Here is a 17,895-nt window from a genome sequence, read left to right as displayed (position 1 = left end):
AATATTTGATCGTATAACTCAAGAAATGATTGTAAAGATCAAATTCACTCGGTATGATTACGATATCAGCTATGTTTCGAACCGCAGACGCATTCGCAGAAACGATGAGAAGGGTAGGATGACGATGTCGTTGCAAGCTTCTACCGAAATGCTCCAGGCCGCCAGGGAAGGGAAGTATGCGGTCGCCGCCTTTAACGTCCACACGCTGGAAATGCTGCAGGCGGTCGCGGAGGCGGCAGCGGAAACGCAGTCGCCGCTCATTATTCAGTCCACCGTCGGAACGGTCAATCATCTCGGCCCGGATTACATCGCGGCCGCCGCGGCCGTCGCCGCCAAGCGAACCGGCACGCCGGTCGCGCTCCATCTCGACCATTGCACAGACTACGATTTAATCGTCAGATGCATCCGCGCCGGCTATACGTCGGTCATGATCGACGCTTCCATGTATCCGTTCGAGGAGAACGTCGCGCGCACCGCGCAAGTCATGGCCGCCGCGGCCGCCGCGGGCGTGAACGTGGAAGCGGAGCTTGGCAAGGTCGGCGGCGTGGAGGACGATATCGTCGTCGACGAGCGCGACGCGCTGCTGGCCGATCCCGACGAATGCGCGGCATTCATGGCGCGGACCGGCGTGCATACGCTTGCGCCGGCGATCGGTACGGCGCACGGAATCTATAAAGGCACGCCGAACATCGATTTCGCCCGGATCGCGCGGATCGCGGATCTGGTATCGGCCCCCCTCGTGCTGCACGGCGGCTCGGGCATCCCGGCCGACCAGGTGAGGCAGGCGGTATCGCTCGGGATGGCGAAGATGAATATCGCCACCGAGTTGCGGATCGCCTTCTCCGACGCGATCAAGCAGGTATTCGGCCGGCTGCCGGACGAGAACGACCCGCGCAAATACATGGTCCCGGCGAAAGAAGCCGTCAAGCGGCTTGCCATGGAGAAGATGGAGCTGTGCGGCTGCGTCGGGAAGGCCGCGAACATCGTGAATCGTTAATTCAGGAAGGAAGCAATGTCATGCAGTCCAAAGCAGAGCTACGCAGAACGAAAATGCTTGAACGAATCAAAGAAGGCGGCAAAGCGACCGTCGAGGAGCTGGTGCAGGCAACGGACAGCTCCGTCGCGACCGTACGGCGCGACCTGGAGGTGCTCGAGCGGTCGAATCACATCATCCGCACGCTGGGCGGAGCGGTCTACGACGAGAACGGCGGCAGGAACGCGGAGCTTGCTTTCGCCGACAAGCGATTCGTCAACCTCGCGGGCAAGGAACGCATCGCGGCCGCGGCGGCGGCGCTCGTGAAGGAAGGCGACGTCGTATGCCTCACAGGGGGCACGACGACGTTCCTGATCGCCCGCGCGCTCAAGAACCGCCGCAGCCTGACGGTCGTTACGAACGCGGTCAACATCGCCAACGAGCTGATCGACGCCGAAGGCGTGCAGGTGGTCGTCACCGGCGGCGTCATGCGCCATAAGAGCTCGGAGCTGATCGGGCCGCTGGCCGAAAGCATCATCGAGAAACTAAACATCACGAAGATGTTTCTCGGCGTGGACGGCGCATCGCGCGAGCATGGCTTCACGACGCATTCCGAGCTGGAGGCGCGCATCGCCCAGCTGCTGATCGCGCGCGCGGCGGAGGTATACGCGGTGTTCGACCAAGCCAAGCAAGAGCGGACCGCGCTGTTCACGATCGTGCCGTACGATCAGGTAACGGGCGTCATCACGGACCGCGAGTAGCGTAGGCAATCATCCGGCTCAGCTTGACGGCTTGAGATGAGATACTGCAAGCAATCGAATAAATGGAGGCGATCGCCATGATTCATGCAGCCGTAATCGGCGCAGGAAGCCGGGGAATGTTCGATTTAGGATCGTATGCGCTTAAGCGGCCGAACGAAATCAAATTCGTCGCCGTCGCGGAACCGAACGAGGAGCGGCGGCGCAAGTTCGCGGAGATGTACGGCATTGCGCCAGAGCTGCAATTCGGCAGCTGGGAGCAGCTGCTCGCGCAGCCCAAGCTCTGCGAAGCGCTGCTCATCTGCACGATGGACAAGGGGCATTTCAGGCCGACGATGAAGGCGCTGGAAGCGGGCTACCACATCCTGCTGGAGAAGCCGATGTCGCCCGATCCGAAGGAGGCGCTGCTGATGGCCGAGGAAGCGAAGCGGCGCGACCGGATATTAACGATATGCCACAGCATGCGGTACTCCGGCTTCTTCCGGGCGGTCAAGCAGCTGCTCGATCAAGGGGCGATCGGCCGGATGATGACGATTCAATGGATCGAGAACGTCGGGTATTGGCATCAGGCGCACAGCTTCGTGCGGGGCAACTGGCGCAATACGGCGGAATCCAGTCCGATGCTGCTGCAGAAATGCTGCCATGACCTCGATTATTTGAATTGGATCGTCGGCGCGAGCTGCACGAGCGTCTCGTCGTTCGGCAGCCTGTCGCATTTCCGGGAAGAGAACGCGCCGGAAGGCTCGACGGATCGCTGCACGGACGGCTGCAAGGTCGAGCACGAATGTCCATACTCCGCCTTGAAATGGTATTTGAACGAGAAGGACGCCTGGCCGCAGAAGGTCGTCTCGCTGGAGCCGACGCTCGATGCGCGCCTGAAAGCGCTGCGGGAAGGCCCGTACGGCAGATGCGTGTACCGCTGCGACAATGACGTCGTCGATCACCAGGTCGTCACTCTGCAGTTCGACAACGACGTCACGGTAGCGTTCACGATGACCGCGTTCACCCGCGAGACGAGCCGTTCGTTCAAGATCATGGGCACCAAGGCCGAGCTGATCGGCCATACGGAGCAGAACGAAATCGAAATCCGCCACTTCTCCGGCCGAACGGAAATCATCCGCCCCGAGGAGCAGGAAGGCGGACATAGCGGCGCGGATACGCTGCTGATGCAGAGCTTCGTGCGCCAGGTGGAGACGCAGAGCGAAGGGGTCAGCAACGGCATGGAATCCGCGCGCAGCCATCTGCTCGTCTTCGCCGCCGAACAATCGCGATTGACGGGGGAGACCGTTCATTTCGACCGGTACGTGGATCGGCTGCGTACGGAGTACGCCCAGGCAGCCGAAGCCGTCCAAGAAGTTTAGCCTCCGGGCGGCAGACATGCGCCTCATCCGGCGTTTGCCGCATTAACATACTAGAAGCATGCAGACGGCATTGTTTCAAATTTTACCGAGCGCAGCGTTCAGGCTGCCGGGAACATATATGAAGTCGTATCGCCTGACGAGATACCCCCCTTTTTTTTTGCAACGGACACAGGATCCTTTGTTTGTATGGAAATCGGTGTTTTGGGCTGGAGACCGGACACAGGATTCGTTATTGCCCCCTGGAAAGCACCGAATGTCTGCATGTAGGTTGAAATAGCGCATCTCCTGTCCGCAAGCACGCGGAAAGACAAGGAAACTTGGCTAATAACGCATCTCTTGTCCGCTACCTTGCTTCGACGGCCGTGCTGCTGTCCAGCCGGATTTAAGCCGATGATCCAAGCGATTTCTTCTGTTATACCGAGGAAGCGTCAGCCGCTGGACTTTATCGACACCGAGCGCAGCGCAAGTTGCCGCTTTTTTTATATGGAACGCGAAAGGCGATAATCGCAAAAAAGATGAACGAGTCGAAAATCCGGCGATAGCAAAATGCGGCGGAATCCGGTAAGTTGAGCATGAGAACACGGCATGCGAGCACGCACATGCAAGCTCACCATTGAACCGCAAGCCGGTCCGCAAGCCGCTAATACCAGTGGGGGAGTTGAACGCCGGGATGGAATCAGGGGCAAGCAGAGAGACGGTTGATTTGGGCCGCTTGTATCAAGGACCGTTTCAGATTGAACAGGATGACGGCTGGTTCACGATATATATGGCGACGCCGTCAGCGGAGCCGGTTCGCAATCCGGGCATGGGGCTCATCGCTTATGCCTGGGAGGAGAACGGACCGTCGCTCCAAGCACGAAGCGGCAACGAAACGATCGAGGAGCATGTGGAACGATTGGCGAAGCTGCCGTTCGTGGATGTGCTGTACATCCGCTGCGATTGGCGGCATGTTCAGACAGAGCCGGGGCGCTTGAACCTGCATCCGATCTGGGAGGCGACGCTGCAAGCCGCCGAGCGGCACGGACTGCGGGTTGCGTTCCGCGTTCAGCTGTCGAGTCCGAATCCGCAGCCGGAGCGGCTGGCCATGCCGGACTTCCTGATCGGCCAAGTGCCGCTGGTCAACATCGGGCGTTTCGAGGGGCAGGACTACGATTATTGGGAGCCGCGCTACGATCATCCGGCGTTCCGGGCCGCGTTCCGGGAACTGAACGGGCTGCTGGCGGAGCGGTTCGACGGCGATCCGCGCATCGAATTCATGGATTTGATGATGTACGGCTTCTGGGGCGAGGGGCATACGGGCGACCTGAAGAACCCGTTCCCCGATTATGCGGCTGCCGAGCATACGTTCATGGCGATGACCCGGGAGCAGGTGGAACGATGGCGGAAGACGCCGATCGCGGTGAATACCCAGCCGGATATCAGCCAGACGGGCAACCGGACCGTTCGCGCATACGCGATGAGCGAGGATTGCTGGGTCCGCACGGACAGCATCATCCTCGACGAGCCGGAGCAGATCGAGATTATCGCGAACCGCGCGCCTTGGACGGCCGCGGTCGTCGAAGACGGTTATTACCGGCATTTCAAGCTGGATCAATTGAAGTTCGACAGCGCGAACGTCGACGTCATCGCCAATTCCATGCTGCATGCGCTCGATATCGGCGGCAACTACTGGGGGCTGTGGACGGAGGCGGAGGCGATTGCCCGCTATCACGAGCGCTACCCGCACGCCATCGAGACGCTGCGCCGCCGGCTCGGTTACCGGCTGAGGCCCGCATGGATCTGGCAGCGCAAGCGGATCGGCACCGACGAGCTCGTCATCGCGCTGGCGAACGACGGCGTCTCCGGCGTTCCGGGCGCCTTATGGCTGGAAGCGACCGACGGGACGACATCATTGCGCGGGAAATTGGACAAAGGCAGCCCGGTTCCCGGCAAGGTGGGCATGGCTTCGCTTACTCTGCCGCAGCACTGGCGGGACATAGAGGTCCGGCTGTCGCTCCGGCTCGAGATGAAGCCCGGCGTCTTCAAGCCGGTGCAATGGGCGTGCGCGCAGCGGACGGAAGCGGACGGTTCGCTTGCCATCCGTCTGAAATCGCATGCGGATACCGATTGGAGGTGCGGCATATGATACGAATCGGACTCGTCGGCTGCGGCTGGCATTCCAGAGCGACGCACGGCCGCTGCTTGACGCGCTATCGGGAAGCTACGGGCAATCTCTTCCTGGCCGCGTGCTGCGACGTCGACGCCGAAGCGGCCGAATCGTTCCGAACGGCGTTCGGTTTCGCGCGCGCATATACGGACTTCGCGCGGATGCTCGCGGAAGAGGAGCTGGACGCGGTATGGATCGTCGTGTCCGTCGAACATACCGCATCGCTGGCGCTGCAGGCGATGGAAGCGGGCATTCCCGTCTTCCTGGAGAAGCCGCCGGGCATCGACGCGGCGGAGACGAGGCTGCTCCGGCAGCGGGCGGCCGAGCTCGGCATTCCGCATCGCGTCGCGTTCAACCGGCGCTTCGCCCCGCTGACGCGCAAGCTGGCCGCCATCTTGAACGCGTCCCGGGGCAGACGCATATACAGCTTGACGTACGAGATGATTCGCATCGATCGGAAAGATGCGGATTTCTCCACGACCGCCATCCATGCCGTTGATGCGGCCAAATTCATCGCGGGCTCGGACTACGCCGAGCTGCGGTTCCGATATGACGAGCTCCCGGAAGCCGGGCCGGGCGTCGTTAATATGATCGCCGACGGCAGGTTCAAGAACGGCGTTCGCGTCCAGCTGCTCTGTTATCCGTATTCCGGCATCGCCGTGGAGAAGGTGACCGTGCGGGGCGAAGGATTCTCGTGCGAGCTGCGGCTGCCGCTGCAGGAAGGCGCCGGTCCAACAGCGAGTCTGAAGTATGCCGACCGAGGCAGGGAAGAAGTCGATCAGGCGGAAGGCGATTGGCTGGAAGCTTTCGGATTCTACGATGAGAATGCGAGCTTCCTGGACGGGCTGCAGCAGGGGCATTCGCTCCAGGACGACTTGCGCTCCTCGCAGCAGTCGATCGAAGTGATGGAAGCGATCCGGCAGCGCGCGGAGCGATATGAAGACGGATAATCTCCTCCATGACATAGGCGAGATAACCGAACGAACGCTTGAATAACTTCAACGCTTGAATGAACCGACTAACGCGTTAACGCGATTGGAATCGGATTAACAAGGCCGCTTAACGCACTTCACGGTGCGCGACGCGGCTTATTGGCGTTCCAGAATATAGTGCTGCTTACGACGCTTGCTCGGAGTTAAGCCGCAGGGCACCTAATGCTCGTGAATCATGACCGCGGCAAACGCCAGCGCTTGATTACCGGACAAGAGAGGACTGGTCGAATTTATCGCTGTTTCACTTTTTTTCGCATGCGCCAAAAATAGGTGAAGCAGTCAAAGAACAGGCGATTTCCTTCCCGCAACCGATGTTCTAGGCTGGTAATGAGGCGGAGTCTCCCGATCGAAACGCGGCTTCGAAAGAGGGGATGCCGCATGAGTCGTGCAACTTTATCATTGCCGGAGCAAGCGGAACCATCTTCCGTTCAAGGAGGGATTGTCATGGAAAAGCTATACGACCTTGCATACGACACCGGCTTCGGCGACCCGAGTCCGAGCCGCATGAAGCCGCCCGCAGGGGAGCGGCTGAAGCTGTTCTTCGTCCCGAGCGTCAAGCATGGGTACGAAATCGTCGAATTCATCCGCCGCACCGGCGTCGATTTCGAAACCGTCACATTCGACAGAGCGTGGGACTTGAACAAGTGGGGGATCGGCGACTATTACGATATCCGCGCCGCGGTCGACGACCAGCATGTCATGATTGACAATCTGGAGCGCGCGCTCGTCTCGGAGGAGCACTACGATGTGCTCGTCATTCCTGCGGTGAATGGCTGGGCGCATTTCACGCCGGCGACCCGGCAGGCGATTCTGCGTCGCGTCGAGGCAGGCGCGGGGCTTGTGCTGATTCGTCCGTTCAATGGCGAAGACAAGCCCAAATCGCCTGAGCTGGAGGCGCTGTCGCCGCTCGTCAACCTGTTCGAAGAAGGCTTTGCCGTCGACAACAACGCCGGCGAAGGCTATCCGAAGGTGCGCTTCGATCTGTTGGCGTCCGGCCGCTGGTCGGCAGCGGCGCCGCATTATATTACGCGGGGCATTCCGTTCGGGCGGCTGCCGAGCGAGCAGCTCGCCTATTACCCGTACGAGGCCGCCGGCGAAGTGCTGATCGAAGCGGAGGGGGGCGCGCCGATCGCAGCCGTAAAGTCGTACGGCCAAGGGCGCGTCGTCGCCTTCGGCTACTATCCGCGCGATATTTTGCCGCAGCATAAGGACTATACCGGCAAGGAGTCGACGTACGACGCCGTGATCGACAAGTGGAGCGGCGTCCGGACCGGCGCGTCCTTCGCGTTCCTCGACTACTTCTACGAGCTGGCGTACCGCAGCGTCGTATGGGCGGCGAAGCGCGAGCCGGACTGCGCGCTCTCCGTCGCCGAACAGGGCGAGCGCAGCTGGATAATCCGCCGCGAAGGCAGCGCGGCGTCCGACCGGCTGCGGTACAGGATCAAGGACGGCTGCGACGAAATCGTCGCCGAAGGCGATTGCGGTTCGGACGGCTTGCTTAGGCTGCCGGAATCGTTGGACGACGGAGGCGCATTCCGCATCGAGGTCGAAGCGTTCGCCGGCGAAGGCGTACTGGAATTCGCCACGTTCGCGCTGGAGAGGCCGCTTGCCGCCTCGTTCGCGCACGCTTCCGTCAACCATGACGCGCTGGCACTCGGGGAGACGCTTCACGCGGTCTTCCGGCTGCAGGGCGAATCCGGCGTACAGCTCGTCATCCGTGTCGCGGATGATTTCGGCCGGGTGCTGGAGCAATCGTCGCCCGAGCTGCGAATCGGCGAGACGCTGACGCATGCGTACCGCGCTGCGGCAGCCAAGTCGATGCATATCGAGGTGCAAGCCGACATCAGACGGGGCGGGCGCCTGCTTCAGCGCTGGTCGTCCGGCGGCATCGTCGTTACGCCGTCGAAGCGGCGGCTGGACGACTTCGAAGTATTCACCGCGCCGCAGAACCGGGGCCATGGCGACTTTCTCCCGCTCGTCGCCGAGCGCTACCGCGAAATCGGCGTCACCGGCCTGTATCCCGGCAGCGCCAAGACACTGACGATGTCCGGCGCCTCGGGGATGGGCGTCTACTGGTACCATCGCGCGCCGTACGTCGAGCGGAAGGAGCGGTACTACCGGACCCGCGACAAGCGCTTCCTGGTCCGCGTGCCGTGCCTGAACGATCCGTCGTTCTGGGAAGAGCAGCGGAGCAAGATTACGGCAACCGTGTCCGAATTCAGGACATTCGGACCGATCGCTTATTTCGCCAACGACGAGGGCTCGCTTACGTGTTATACCGACGAGCTGGATCTGTGCTTCTGCGCTCATTGCATGCGCGAGATGCGCGTCTGGCTGCGGCAGGAATACGGTCAGCTCGAAGAGCTGAACGGCGCTTGGGGCACGGCGTTCGCCAGCTGGGAGGATGTCGTCCCGCATACGCGCGAAGAAGCGAGGAAGACCCGGCAGTTCGCCCCGTGGACCGATCATCGGCGCTTCATGGAGCATATCTTCGTCGACGCCTACCGCCGAATCGCCGCCCTGGTGCGCGAAGCCGACGAGGGCGGGGTCATCCGAATGTCCGGCTGCCAGGCGTCGACGGCCTATTCCGGCTACGATTACTACCGCCTGCACCAGCACGTCGGGTATTTCGAAGCGTACGGCGTCGGCAATCAATACGAATTCCACCGCTCGTTCGCCAAGCCCGGCACGATTATCGGCGGCTGGTTCGGCTACGGCGCGGACGGGGTTAACGCGCAATACGGCGTCTGGCATGCCGTCTATCACGGGCTGACGCTCTGCAACCTGTTCTGGGAATACAGCTTGCTGAATCCCGATTACTCCCTGAGCAGAAGCGCCCGCGATCTGAGCGTGCCGTTCCGGGAAATCCGCGAGCATGGCATCGGCAAGCTGCTGCTGCATGCCGCGAAGCGCGATCACTGCGGCATCGCGCTGCATTATTCGATGGCCTCCGTGCGCAGTACGGCCATTCTGGGCGACAAGGCGCGCTTCGAGAGCAACCGCCAAGGCTGGATCGATATGCTGGAGGATCTCGGCTATCAGTATGACTTTGTCGCCACGCAGCAGATCGAGGCGGGCGAGCTGGCCGCCCGAGGCATCAAGCTGCTCGTGCTGCCGTATTCGGTCGCGCTCGGCGAAGGGGAGGCGCTGGCGATCGCCCGCTTCGTCGGCGAGGGCGGGACCGTCATCGGGGATTTCCAGACCGGCCTCATGGATCATCGCGGCCGCATGCTGGAAGCCGGCTCGCTGGACGGCCTGTTCGGCATCGAGCGGCTGACGACGGAAGCCGAGCCGTTCTATATCAACGACGGCTTCGTGCCGAATGTGGCGTTCCCGTATTTTGCGCCGGGCGCGTTCGAGGATGAACGCATGGCGGAATTCGGCACGCGCTCGGCCGCGGGGACGCCGGCATACCGCGATGATTTCGCGCGCCAGGTCGTCGCCGTGAACGTACGAGAGCAAGGCAAGGGGAAAGCCGTCTATCTTAACATCGCGCTGAACAACTATCCGAAGCTTCGTACGCAGACCGGGGAGGGCGCCGCGCTGCGCAAGCTTATCCGCAGCCTCGTCGGCCTGTCGGGCGCGGTCAAGCCGGCATCGCTGACGCGCGCGGACGGCAGTCCGTTCGAGACCGGCTGCGAGAGCTTCTATTACGCCGGCGACGGCGCCGCATACGTTGCCGTCCTGCGGAAGCTGAGCCGGAACCAGGCGCTCGGCCATGACGGCTTGGCCGTCGGCGCCGGCCGGGAGCGGCAGGACGCGGCCGAACGGCTGCGCTTCGCTTTCGCGGAGAAGGCGCATGTGTACGATATCCGCGAGCGCCGCTATGTAGGATATGCCGACGAGGCGGACTTCGAGCTGGCCGAAGGCGACACGAAGCTGTTCGCGCTGCTGCCGTGCCGCGCGACGGGCTTGCGGATCGACGCGGCCGACGCGTGGAAGCGCGGCGATACGGCGCAGGTCCGGTTCATGCTTGATGCCGATGGCGCGCAATCGTTCGCCAGCGTGCTGAGCGTCCACGTGTACGGCCCGGACGGCAGCCGCGAATGGCTCTACTCCGACAACGTATACGCGGAACGCGGCGAGTGCGCGCATGCATTCGCGATCCCGGTCAACGCCCGGACGGGGACGTGGACAATATCGGTGAAAGATGCGGCAACAGGCCTCGAAGCTGCGCATGCCGTTACGGTGCTGGATTGAAACCGGCTTAGGCGCCGGATTGAAACCGGGCTTCAAGGACTCTGCCGAATGCCGTTCGCAATTTGCATGGGAGGAATTTGGAAGAAGGGGCTTAAAAGGCGAAGCTAGCAGGATTTCACGCGCGAGTAGGGTATTAAGAACGTAAGAGGCGAAAGCGCTCATAACGAAAAGGAGATGTTACGGTGAAACTTGCTCTCAATACGCTCGGCTGTCCCGACTGGACGTGGGAACGCATCATGGAGGAGGCGGCCCGGCTCGGCTATGACGCCATCGAGGTGCGCGGCATTCAGGATGAGCTGCTGCTGCCGAAATGCCCGCCGTTCCTGCCGGAGCGGATCGATTCGACCAAGGAGGCGCTGCGGGGCAAAGGACTGGCGATCTGCTGCCTGAGCACGTCCTGCGTCTTCCATGCGCCGGAACGCTACGAAGAGGCGATTCAAGAAGGCAAGGCGACCATCGATTTGGCCGAGCGTCTCGGCGTGCCATACATTCGCGTGTTCGGCGACGCGATCCCCGACAAGGCGAACATGGAACCGACGATCGCTGCCGTCGCTGCCGGTCTTCAGACGCTTGGCGATTATGCCCTGCGCAAGCAGGTGATGGTGTTGATCGAGACGCATGGCGATTTTGCCGACCACGACATTCTGCATGACGTGCTGAACCGCACGCATTCGCCGGCGATTGGCGTGCTGTGGGACATTCAGGTTACGTACAAGCACGGCGGCGGCCAGCGGCCGGAGGCGACCTACGCGAAGCTAGGGCCCTACGTCCGGCACGTTCACGTGAAGGATATGTCCGGTTCCAACGAGAATCGCCGGCTTTGTTTGCCCGGCGAAGGCGATGTGCCGATCGGAGCTTGCCTCGAATTGCTGCGCGAGCAGGGCTACGACGGGTACTTCTCGTTCGAATGGGAGAAGCGGTGGCATCCGGAGATTGAACCGCCGGACGTCGCGTTCCCGGCATTCGTGCGCTATATGTCCGCCTTCGCGCAGGAGAAGTAACCTCGTCGTACTAGCTTGAGGCCGCTTGACGAATACGTTGGACATGTACAGCAGCTGAGCCGAGTCAGAATGCATCTTTTCCGTAACAGCGATCCGTTCTTATAGGAGATGATGGCATGGCTTCGAAAGCCGCTTATTGGACAAACGCAACGATTTACACGCCGGCCGGCATCGTGGAGCAAGGCACGCTCGTCGTTGACGACGCCGGCACGATCGCCGCGATCGGAGGGCCGGAGCTGGCGGCCGATCCCGCGATTGCCCGGCATGACGCCGGCGGAAGGCTGCTGCTGCCGGGCTTCATAGACGTGCATATCCACGGCGGCGGCGGATGCAACGTAATGTCCGGCACGTACGCGGAGTTGGACGGCGTCAGCCGCTTCCATGCCGCGCACGGGACAACCGCGTTTCTCGCGACGACGACGACCGCGCCGCTGGCGGAGATCGAGCAGGCGCTGCGCGCGTCGGCAGACGCGATGAATCAAGGCGTGACCGGCGCCGGCTTGATCGGCATCCATCTGGAAGGGCCGTATCTGTCGGAGCGAAGGCGCGGCGCCCAGAGCAAGGCGGATCTGCGGATTCCGACGGAGGCCGAGATCAAGCGGCTGATCGATGCGGCGGCGGGGCAGATCCGAATCGCCACGGTCGCGCCCGAGATCGATGGCGGCATGGCTGCCGTCCGTCAATTCGCGGCCGGCGGCATTACGGTTTCGGCGGGGCATTCCGACGCTACGTTCGAGCAGATGCGCGACGCCGTCGGCGCAGGCATCAGCCATACGACGCATCATTTCAACGGGATGAGCCCGCTGCATCACCGCGAGCCAGGCGTCGCCGGGGCCGGCCTGCTGTTGTCCGAACTGACGACGGAGCTGATCTGCGACGGCATCCATGTCCATCCGGCCGCGGTCAAGCTGCTGTTCGAGACGAAGGGCGCGATGAACGTCTGTTTGATCACCGATGCGGTGACCTGCGCCGGCCTGCCCGACGGCGACTATGGCGGCGTCACCATGCATGAAGGCCAAATTTATCTGAAGGACGGCTCCAGCCTGGCCGGCAGCGCGCTCACGACGATTCAGGCGCTGCGGAATGCCATCCGGTTCACGGGCTATTCGCTGGAGCGGCTGCTCCCTTCGATAACGGAGGTTCCCGCCCGCCAGGCGGGCGTGTCGGATCGCAAAGGATCGCTGGAAACGGGCAAGGACGCGGACTTCGTCCTCGTCGACCGGGAGCTCGACCTGTACGAGACGATTGTCGGCGGCCGTTCGGTTTATGCGAGGCAGTCCCATGAAGCTTGACGAGGCCAAGCCGATGAAAGCGCTGGTTGGCGTCGATATAGGCGGCACGAACACGGTGATCGGCATCTTCGACGAGACGCGCACGCTGCTGAAGAAGACGGTCATTCCGACGCTGAAGCCGCATTTTCCGGGAACGACCGATCGGCCGGATTCGTTCTGCGACGCCTTGGCCGAAGCGATCCACGCGCTTGCGCGGGAGGCGGGCTTCACGGACGGCGTGGCCATTGTCGGCATGGGGGTTCCCGGCTGGGTCGATCCCGTGCTCGGCCGTGCGGAAGGCGCCTCCAACCTCGGCTGGCGCGGCGTTCCGTTCGCCGAGCAGATGAGCCGCCGCCTGGGCGTCCCCGTGCATATCGACAACGACGTCCGCATCTATGCGCTCGGCGAGATGCAGGCCGGCGCGGGCCGGGGATACAAGAACGCGCTGTGCATTACGATCGGCACCGGCATCGCCGTGGCGATCGTGGCGGACGGGCGGCTCGTCCGCGGCGCCAGCTTCTATGCCGGCGAGATCGGACATGACGCCGTCGAGGGACAGGACGGGGCGTGCAATTGCGGCAGACGCGGCTGCGTCGAGAGTATCGTCTCCGCCACGGGCATCGCGCGCTTGGCTAGAGAGGCGCTGGAGACAAACGGCGAGAGCACCTCGCTCAGCCGGTTGAACCGTACGCCGACGGCGCAAGACGTGTATACGGCCGCGATGGCCGGCGACGCCGTGGCCGGACGGATATTCCGCTTGGCCGGGGAGGTGCTGTCCGCCAAAGTGCTGACGGCCGTCACCCTGCTCAATCCGGAAGCCGTCATTATCGGCGGCGGCGTGGCCGAAGCGGGCGACCTGCTGCTCGGCCCGATCCGGGAGCGAATACAAGCGCGATACACCTTCGAGAAGAAGCCGGCTATCCTGAAAGCCGCATTGGGCGATTCCGCCGGCTTGATCGGTGCCGTCTCCTACGCAGCGAGCTATTGAAGCGGACGATGGCGCCTTCGAATCGAGCAGTTGACGGTTTCCGGCTGCCAGCCTGCGTCATGCGGGCAGCAACGTCTATCGGTGGAGTTGACTGGGAAATCGCGGTCTGGCAGCGTGCGTCAAGCGAGCAGCAACGACTATCGGTGGAATCGACAAGGAGATCGCGGTCTGGCATCGTGCGTCATGCGAACAGCAACGTCTATCGCGGACTTAACGAGAATACCGGACTTGATGGCTTGCTTGACGGCTCGGTCTGCCTGGACGGCCTTGATCTGCAGCTTGACGCGCTCGCGAGCCTCATAAGATGATGACAGCATAACGTCCGCTTCCCGTTCATGGAAGCGGACGTTTCCGTGTTCTCGAAGCAGCCTCGCATACGGAGATCCCGACTGACCGGTCACCGATTCCTCAAGCGCGTTCAACCTCTACGCGTGCACACAGCGCCATCGTGTCCGCCAGGCTCACTTGCCCCGTTCCGGCGGATTGAGCGTTCGCGGTACCCGCCGCAACGGCGAAACGGAGCGCCTCCGGCATCTCCATGCCCCGCGCGCAGGCGACCGTCCAGCCGGCAACGAACGCATCGCCGCTGCCGACCGGGTTCGCCGCCTGCACGGCGGGCGGGACGGCTCGCCACAGCTCGCCGTCCGGCGTCGCCGCAACGCAGCCGTCGCGGCCGAGCGAGACGATGACGGTGCGTACGCCGGCTTCGCCCAGCTTAGCCGCCAATCGGCGAACGGCGTCATGCTCCCGCGGGTCGTCGCCGGTCCAGGAGCGAAACTCGTCCTCGTTCGGCTTTACGGTATGCGGGCCGCTTGCCGCGCCGAGCGAGAGCGCCGTGCCGCTCGTGTCGAGCACGACATGGGCGCCTGCCTGACGTGCCGCGCCGACCAGCCGCGCATAGTAATCGTCGCCGAGCCCTCGCGGCAGGCTGCCCGACAGCGTCATCCAGCGGCCGGGGAGGCATAAGCTGCGCCACAGCGTAAGGAAACGCTCCTTCTCGGACGGCGAAATGTCCGGTCCCGGCTCCAGCACTTCGGTGGAAACGCCGGTGCTCTCATCGATCAGATTGAGACAGATACGGGTCTCCTGGTCGATCAAGACCAACTGGTGGTCGAGGCCGATCGCGTCTAGCCGGTTCTTCACCCAACTGCCGTTCGCGCCTCCGGCAAAGCCGGCTGCCATGACCGGGGCGCCGAGCGATTGGATGACGCGCGCGGCGTTCAACCCTTTGCCGCCCGCCGTCGCCTCGATGCGAGCCGCCCGGTTCACCTGCCCGAGCCCGAACCCGGGGAGCATCAATCGCTTATCGATCGCCGTGTTTAAGGAAGCGCACACGATCGGCAGCGTCAATTCTTGATTCGACGGAGCATCTAACCGCATATCATTCAATTGCATATTGCCAAATAGCTGATTATCCAATCGCTCATCATCCAATCGTGTATCATCCCATCGCCCATCATCCAATCGCCCATCATCCGATCGCCTATCAGCCATTCGCGCTTCATCCTTTCCGCATGCCGGCTCTTTCCTCGTCATCCGGCATCCGCAGGGAATGTAATCCGCTCGTTCAAGAACCGCTCGACGCCTTCGCGCGTCACCGTTCCGGCGCCACCGATCGCAAGCGTCGACAAGGCGCCGCAGGCGTTGGCGAAGCGCAGCGCATCGGCATCGCTCCGGCCTTCGAGCATGGCGGCGATGAAGCCGGCGTTGAAATTATCGCCCGCTCCTGTCGTATCGAGCGGTTCGACGGAGTAGGGGAGGCCTTCTACGACTCGGCCGTCCGGGAGGAAGAGAGCGGCGCCTTCGCCGCCACGTTTGACCGCGACCGCTCCGCGCGACGTGGGGAGACTGGCCGCAAGCTTGGCGATATCTTCCGCTTCGAAGATGCGCAGCGCTTCTTCTTCGCTCGGCATGAACCAATCGGTCCATGCGAGCAGCGCCGCCAGCCGTTCGCGGTCCCACTGCTCCGCCGGATCCCATCCGACATCGAACGAGGTCGTCAGACTGCTCTGCCTCGCCCGCTTGAACAGCTCGGCCCAATGCGGCCGCATGCCGTCCTGCAGGAAATAAGAGCCGAAATGGACATGAGCGGCATCGCGCAGCAGTTCCTCCGGCACGAGCTCCGGCGTCACGTCGGCTATCGTGCCCATGTACGTCAGCAGGGAGCGGTCGCTGCCGTCCGACATGGACAGAGTCGCGCCTGTACGTCTGCTGCCGTCAACGAGCACATGCGCCGCATCGACGCCTAGCCGGACGAGCTCCTTGCGGCAGTAGGCGCCGAATTCGTCGTCGCCGACAATGGAGACGAAGGCGACATCGTAGCCGAGTCCGGCAAGACCGGCCGCCGTGATGGCGGAGGAAGAACCGAGCGCGAGACGAAATTCGCGGACGAGCTTCTCGCGGTTCGGTTCCGGACGAATATCCTTGTCGGCAAAAATCAAATCCACGTTCAATTCTCCGATCACGATGATTTTCTTCGCTGGCATAACGGCATTCCTCATTTCGTAATGGGTTCAATACGAGTTGCGGGCCTGCGTCAAAAATGCCTTTCCGAGGATAATCGTATGAGAAATCCGGCTGCGCGGCAATCGTCACTATTTACGATTCTCACTTCTTATTCAGGTTTACCGTTGTCAGTGCCGATCGGAGCCGTAGAATGACGAAGGACTGCCCCGAGCGATTTCGTACGCTAGCCGGCAGTCCTGTCAAGCAAGTCTATGAGGGGTTCGAGGGAAGCAATCCGGCTATCGCAGCGCGATCGTATTCTGAATCGCGCGTAATGTATCGTCGCTCAGAATGCCCAGGTACCAGAAGGCGACGCCTTTAATGCCGTATCGTTTGGCCAGGCCGATCTTGTCGCCGACGGACTGCGCGTTCTCGCTGCCCAGCGAAATCCCGAGCACCAGCTTCGACTTCGGCACTTCCTTCATGGCCAGCTGGACCGCTTCATTCACGCGGTTCATTGGCTCGGGTCCTTTGTCATACGAATACTCGTACGCCATGAGAATGATTTCGTCCGCCAATTCGCCGAGCTTCTTATAATCGTAGCCGCGGTAGGAGCTGTTAAGCGGATGCAGCGCGAGCGTCAGCTTCAAGTTCGCCGCGCTCGCGCGCTGGTCCAGCAGCTTCACGAAGCCGGTGTAGGACTGCTGGATGGCCGCCAAATCGCCGGATAGACCGAGACCTTCGAAATCCAGCGTGATTCCGCTGAAATGATTGTCCGCGGCGAGCTGCACCAGCTGGTCGATGACCGCGGATTGAAGCGTCGGATCCTGAAGCAGCTTCGTCAGCTCGCCGCTGCCGTCCGTTGCCACCGCCATCAGATTCGGGCTGCTGCCCGCCGCCGCGGCGTCCTGCACGATCGATTCCGGCGTCACGTCTCCCGCCGGCTTCGGCCAGTAATAATCTCGTCCGTTCAAGACGAGATTGCCGGTTGCGTCGATTCTCGTCCAGCCGAACGATACGGCGTTGAATTTCGGTACGAGCGCGACTTTCTTGAACGAGGAGATGGCGTAGAACGCTTCGGCATACATCGGCTCGGCCGGCGATACGATCGAGACGGTCCGGAGCACGCTGTCCCAGCTGACCGCTGCGCCGAACGCCGTACTGAAAAATTTCAGCGGGACGAATAGCGAATCGTCCTTCATCGCCGGCGCGACGGCCAGCACCTGCTGCTGCCCGTTGATCGAGGCTTTCTTGTCGTTCTTGCGCAGCACGACCGTCGTTGCCGTCGCGTTCGCATCGGCCGGCGCTTTCGTCGCCGTCAGCGACTGCGTCTTGTTGGACCAGTCGACTTGAACGTTCAAAGCCTCGGCAATGGCGCGAAACGGCACCATCGTCGTACCGTCCGCTACGAACGGCGCGGCCGGAAACGGCAGCGGGTACCCGTCGAGCAAGATGCCGATCGGCGGAGACGCGCTCGCCGCCGTGGGAGTCGCAGCGGCGCCGGCAGCGCCGGAGAACAATAACAGGGCCGAGCTCGCGGCCAGCAATGAAGTTTTGACTACGTTACTTTTGGAACGCATACAATTTCGACACTCCTTCGGATAAGAAAGGCATAATAGCAAGCGTTGTCCTGCAGGTCGCTTAATCTAGCAATCAAACACTATTATAACGCGCGCAGGATTCCAAGGGTTGCAGAAAGTTTGCATATCATTAGCAAATCAAGCAGAGACTTACAAGAATCGGAAAATCGACTATAATCG

The 17,895-nt window shown here is 62.1% G+C and carries 12 protein-coding genes; 9 read left to right on the top strand and 3 right to left on the bottom strand.

Features of this window, described 5'->3' with window-relative positions:
* Positions 1 to 124 precede the first annotated feature (124 nt).
* From GXP70_RS16700 to GXP70_RS16660, 9 genes are all read left to right on the top strand, one after another.
* A complete protein-coding gene (locus GXP70_RS16700) occupies positions 125 to 997 on the top strand; it encodes a class II fructose-bisphosphate aldolase (RefSeq protein ID WP_162360518.1) in 873 nt (290 codons plus the stop codon).
* Positions 998 to 1,017: 20 nt separating this feature from the next.
* Entirely contained in the window at positions 1,018 to 1,734 is a 717-nt protein-coding gene (locus tag GXP70_RS16695; RefSeq protein WP_162357875.1) for a DeoR/GlpR family DNA-binding transcription regulator, read from the top strand.
* Between the two features lie 77 nt (positions 1,735 to 1,811).
* Positions 1,812 to 3,092 (top strand): Gfo/Idh/MocA family protein, encoded by a 1,281-nt coding sequence (locus GXP70_RS16690; RefSeq protein ID WP_162357874.1) that lies wholly within the window; start codon positions 1,812 to 1,814, stop codon positions 3,090 to 3,092.
* 670 nt (positions 3,093 to 3,762) lie between these two features.
* Positions 3,763 to 5,217 carry a hypothetical protein gene (locus GXP70_RS16685; protein WP_162357873.1) on the top strand — a complete coding sequence of 485 codons (1,455 nt, stop codon included), beginning with the start codon at positions 3,763 to 3,765 and terminating at the stop codon, positions 5,215 to 5,217.
* Entirely contained in the window at positions 5,214 to 6,188 is a 975-nt protein-coding gene (locus GXP70_RS16680) for a Gfo/Idh/MocA family protein (protein ID WP_162357872.1), read from the top strand. The genes GXP70_RS16685 and GXP70_RS16680 overlap by 4 nt, the downstream gene beginning before the upstream one ends.
* A 486-nt stretch (positions 6,189 to 6,674) precedes the next feature.
* Entirely contained in the window at positions 6,675 to 10,430 is a 3,756-nt protein-coding gene (locus GXP70_RS16675) for a beta-galactosidase (protein WP_225442446.1), read from the top strand.
* A gap of 182 nt (positions 10,431 to 10,612) precedes the next feature.
* Positions 10,613 to 11,431 carry a sugar phosphate isomerase/epimerase family protein gene (locus GXP70_RS16670; protein WP_162357870.1) on the top strand — a complete coding sequence of 273 codons (819 nt, stop codon included), beginning with the start codon at positions 10,613 to 10,615 and terminating at the stop codon, positions 11,429 to 11,431.
* Between the two features lie 116 nt (positions 11,432 to 11,547).
* Positions 11,548 to 12,723 (top strand): N-acetylglucosamine-6-phosphate deacetylase, encoded by a 1,176-nt coding sequence (gene nagA, locus GXP70_RS16665; RefSeq protein ID WP_162357869.1) that lies wholly within the window; start codon positions 11,548 to 11,550, stop codon positions 12,721 to 12,723.
* The gene (locus tag GXP70_RS16660; RefSeq protein WP_162357868.1) at positions 12,713 to 13,690 is read left to right on the top strand and encodes an ROK family protein; all 978 of its coding nucleotides are present in this window, start codon (positions 12,713 to 12,715) and stop codon (positions 13,688 to 13,690) included. Before nagA ends, GXP70_RS16660 begins: the two co-directional genes overlap by 11 nt.
* Before the next feature lie 408 nt (positions 13,691 to 14,098).
* Here the strand turns inward: GXP70_RS16660 and GXP70_RS16655 are convergent, their stop codons facing one another.
* The 3 genes from GXP70_RS16655 to GXP70_RS16645 all read right to left on the bottom strand — a co-directional run bounded on the left by GXP70_RS16655 (position 14,099) and on the right by GXP70_RS16645 (position 17,715).
* Positions 14,099 to 15,109, bottom strand: a complete 1,011-nt coding sequence (locus GXP70_RS16655; RefSeq protein WP_162357867.1) for a 1-phosphofructokinase family hexose kinase — start codon at positions 15,107 to 15,109, stop codon at positions 14,099 to 14,101.
* 113 nt (positions 15,110 to 15,222) lie between these two features.
* Positions 15,223 to 16,176 carry a carbohydrate kinase family protein gene (locus GXP70_RS16650; RefSeq protein ID WP_192043362.1) on the bottom strand — a complete coding sequence of 318 codons (954 nt, stop codon included), beginning with the start codon at positions 16,174 to 16,176 and terminating at the stop codon, positions 15,223 to 15,225.
* Between the two features lie 258 nt (positions 16,177 to 16,434).
* Positions 16,435 to 17,715 (bottom strand): stalk domain-containing protein, encoded by a 1,281-nt coding sequence (locus GXP70_RS16645; protein WP_162357865.1) that lies wholly within the window; start codon positions 17,713 to 17,715, stop codon positions 16,435 to 16,437.
* Positions 17,716 to 17,895: the final 180 nt, after the last annotated feature.

The sequence above is a fragment of the Paenibacillus lycopersici genome, from assembly GCF_010119935.1.
Lineage (GTDB): Bacteria > Bacillota > Bacilli > Paenibacillales > Paenibacillaceae > Paenibacillus_Z > Paenibacillus_Z lycopersici.
Note: the sequence above shows the minus strand (reverse complement) of the source record. Positions and strands in the feature narration are given on the sequence as shown.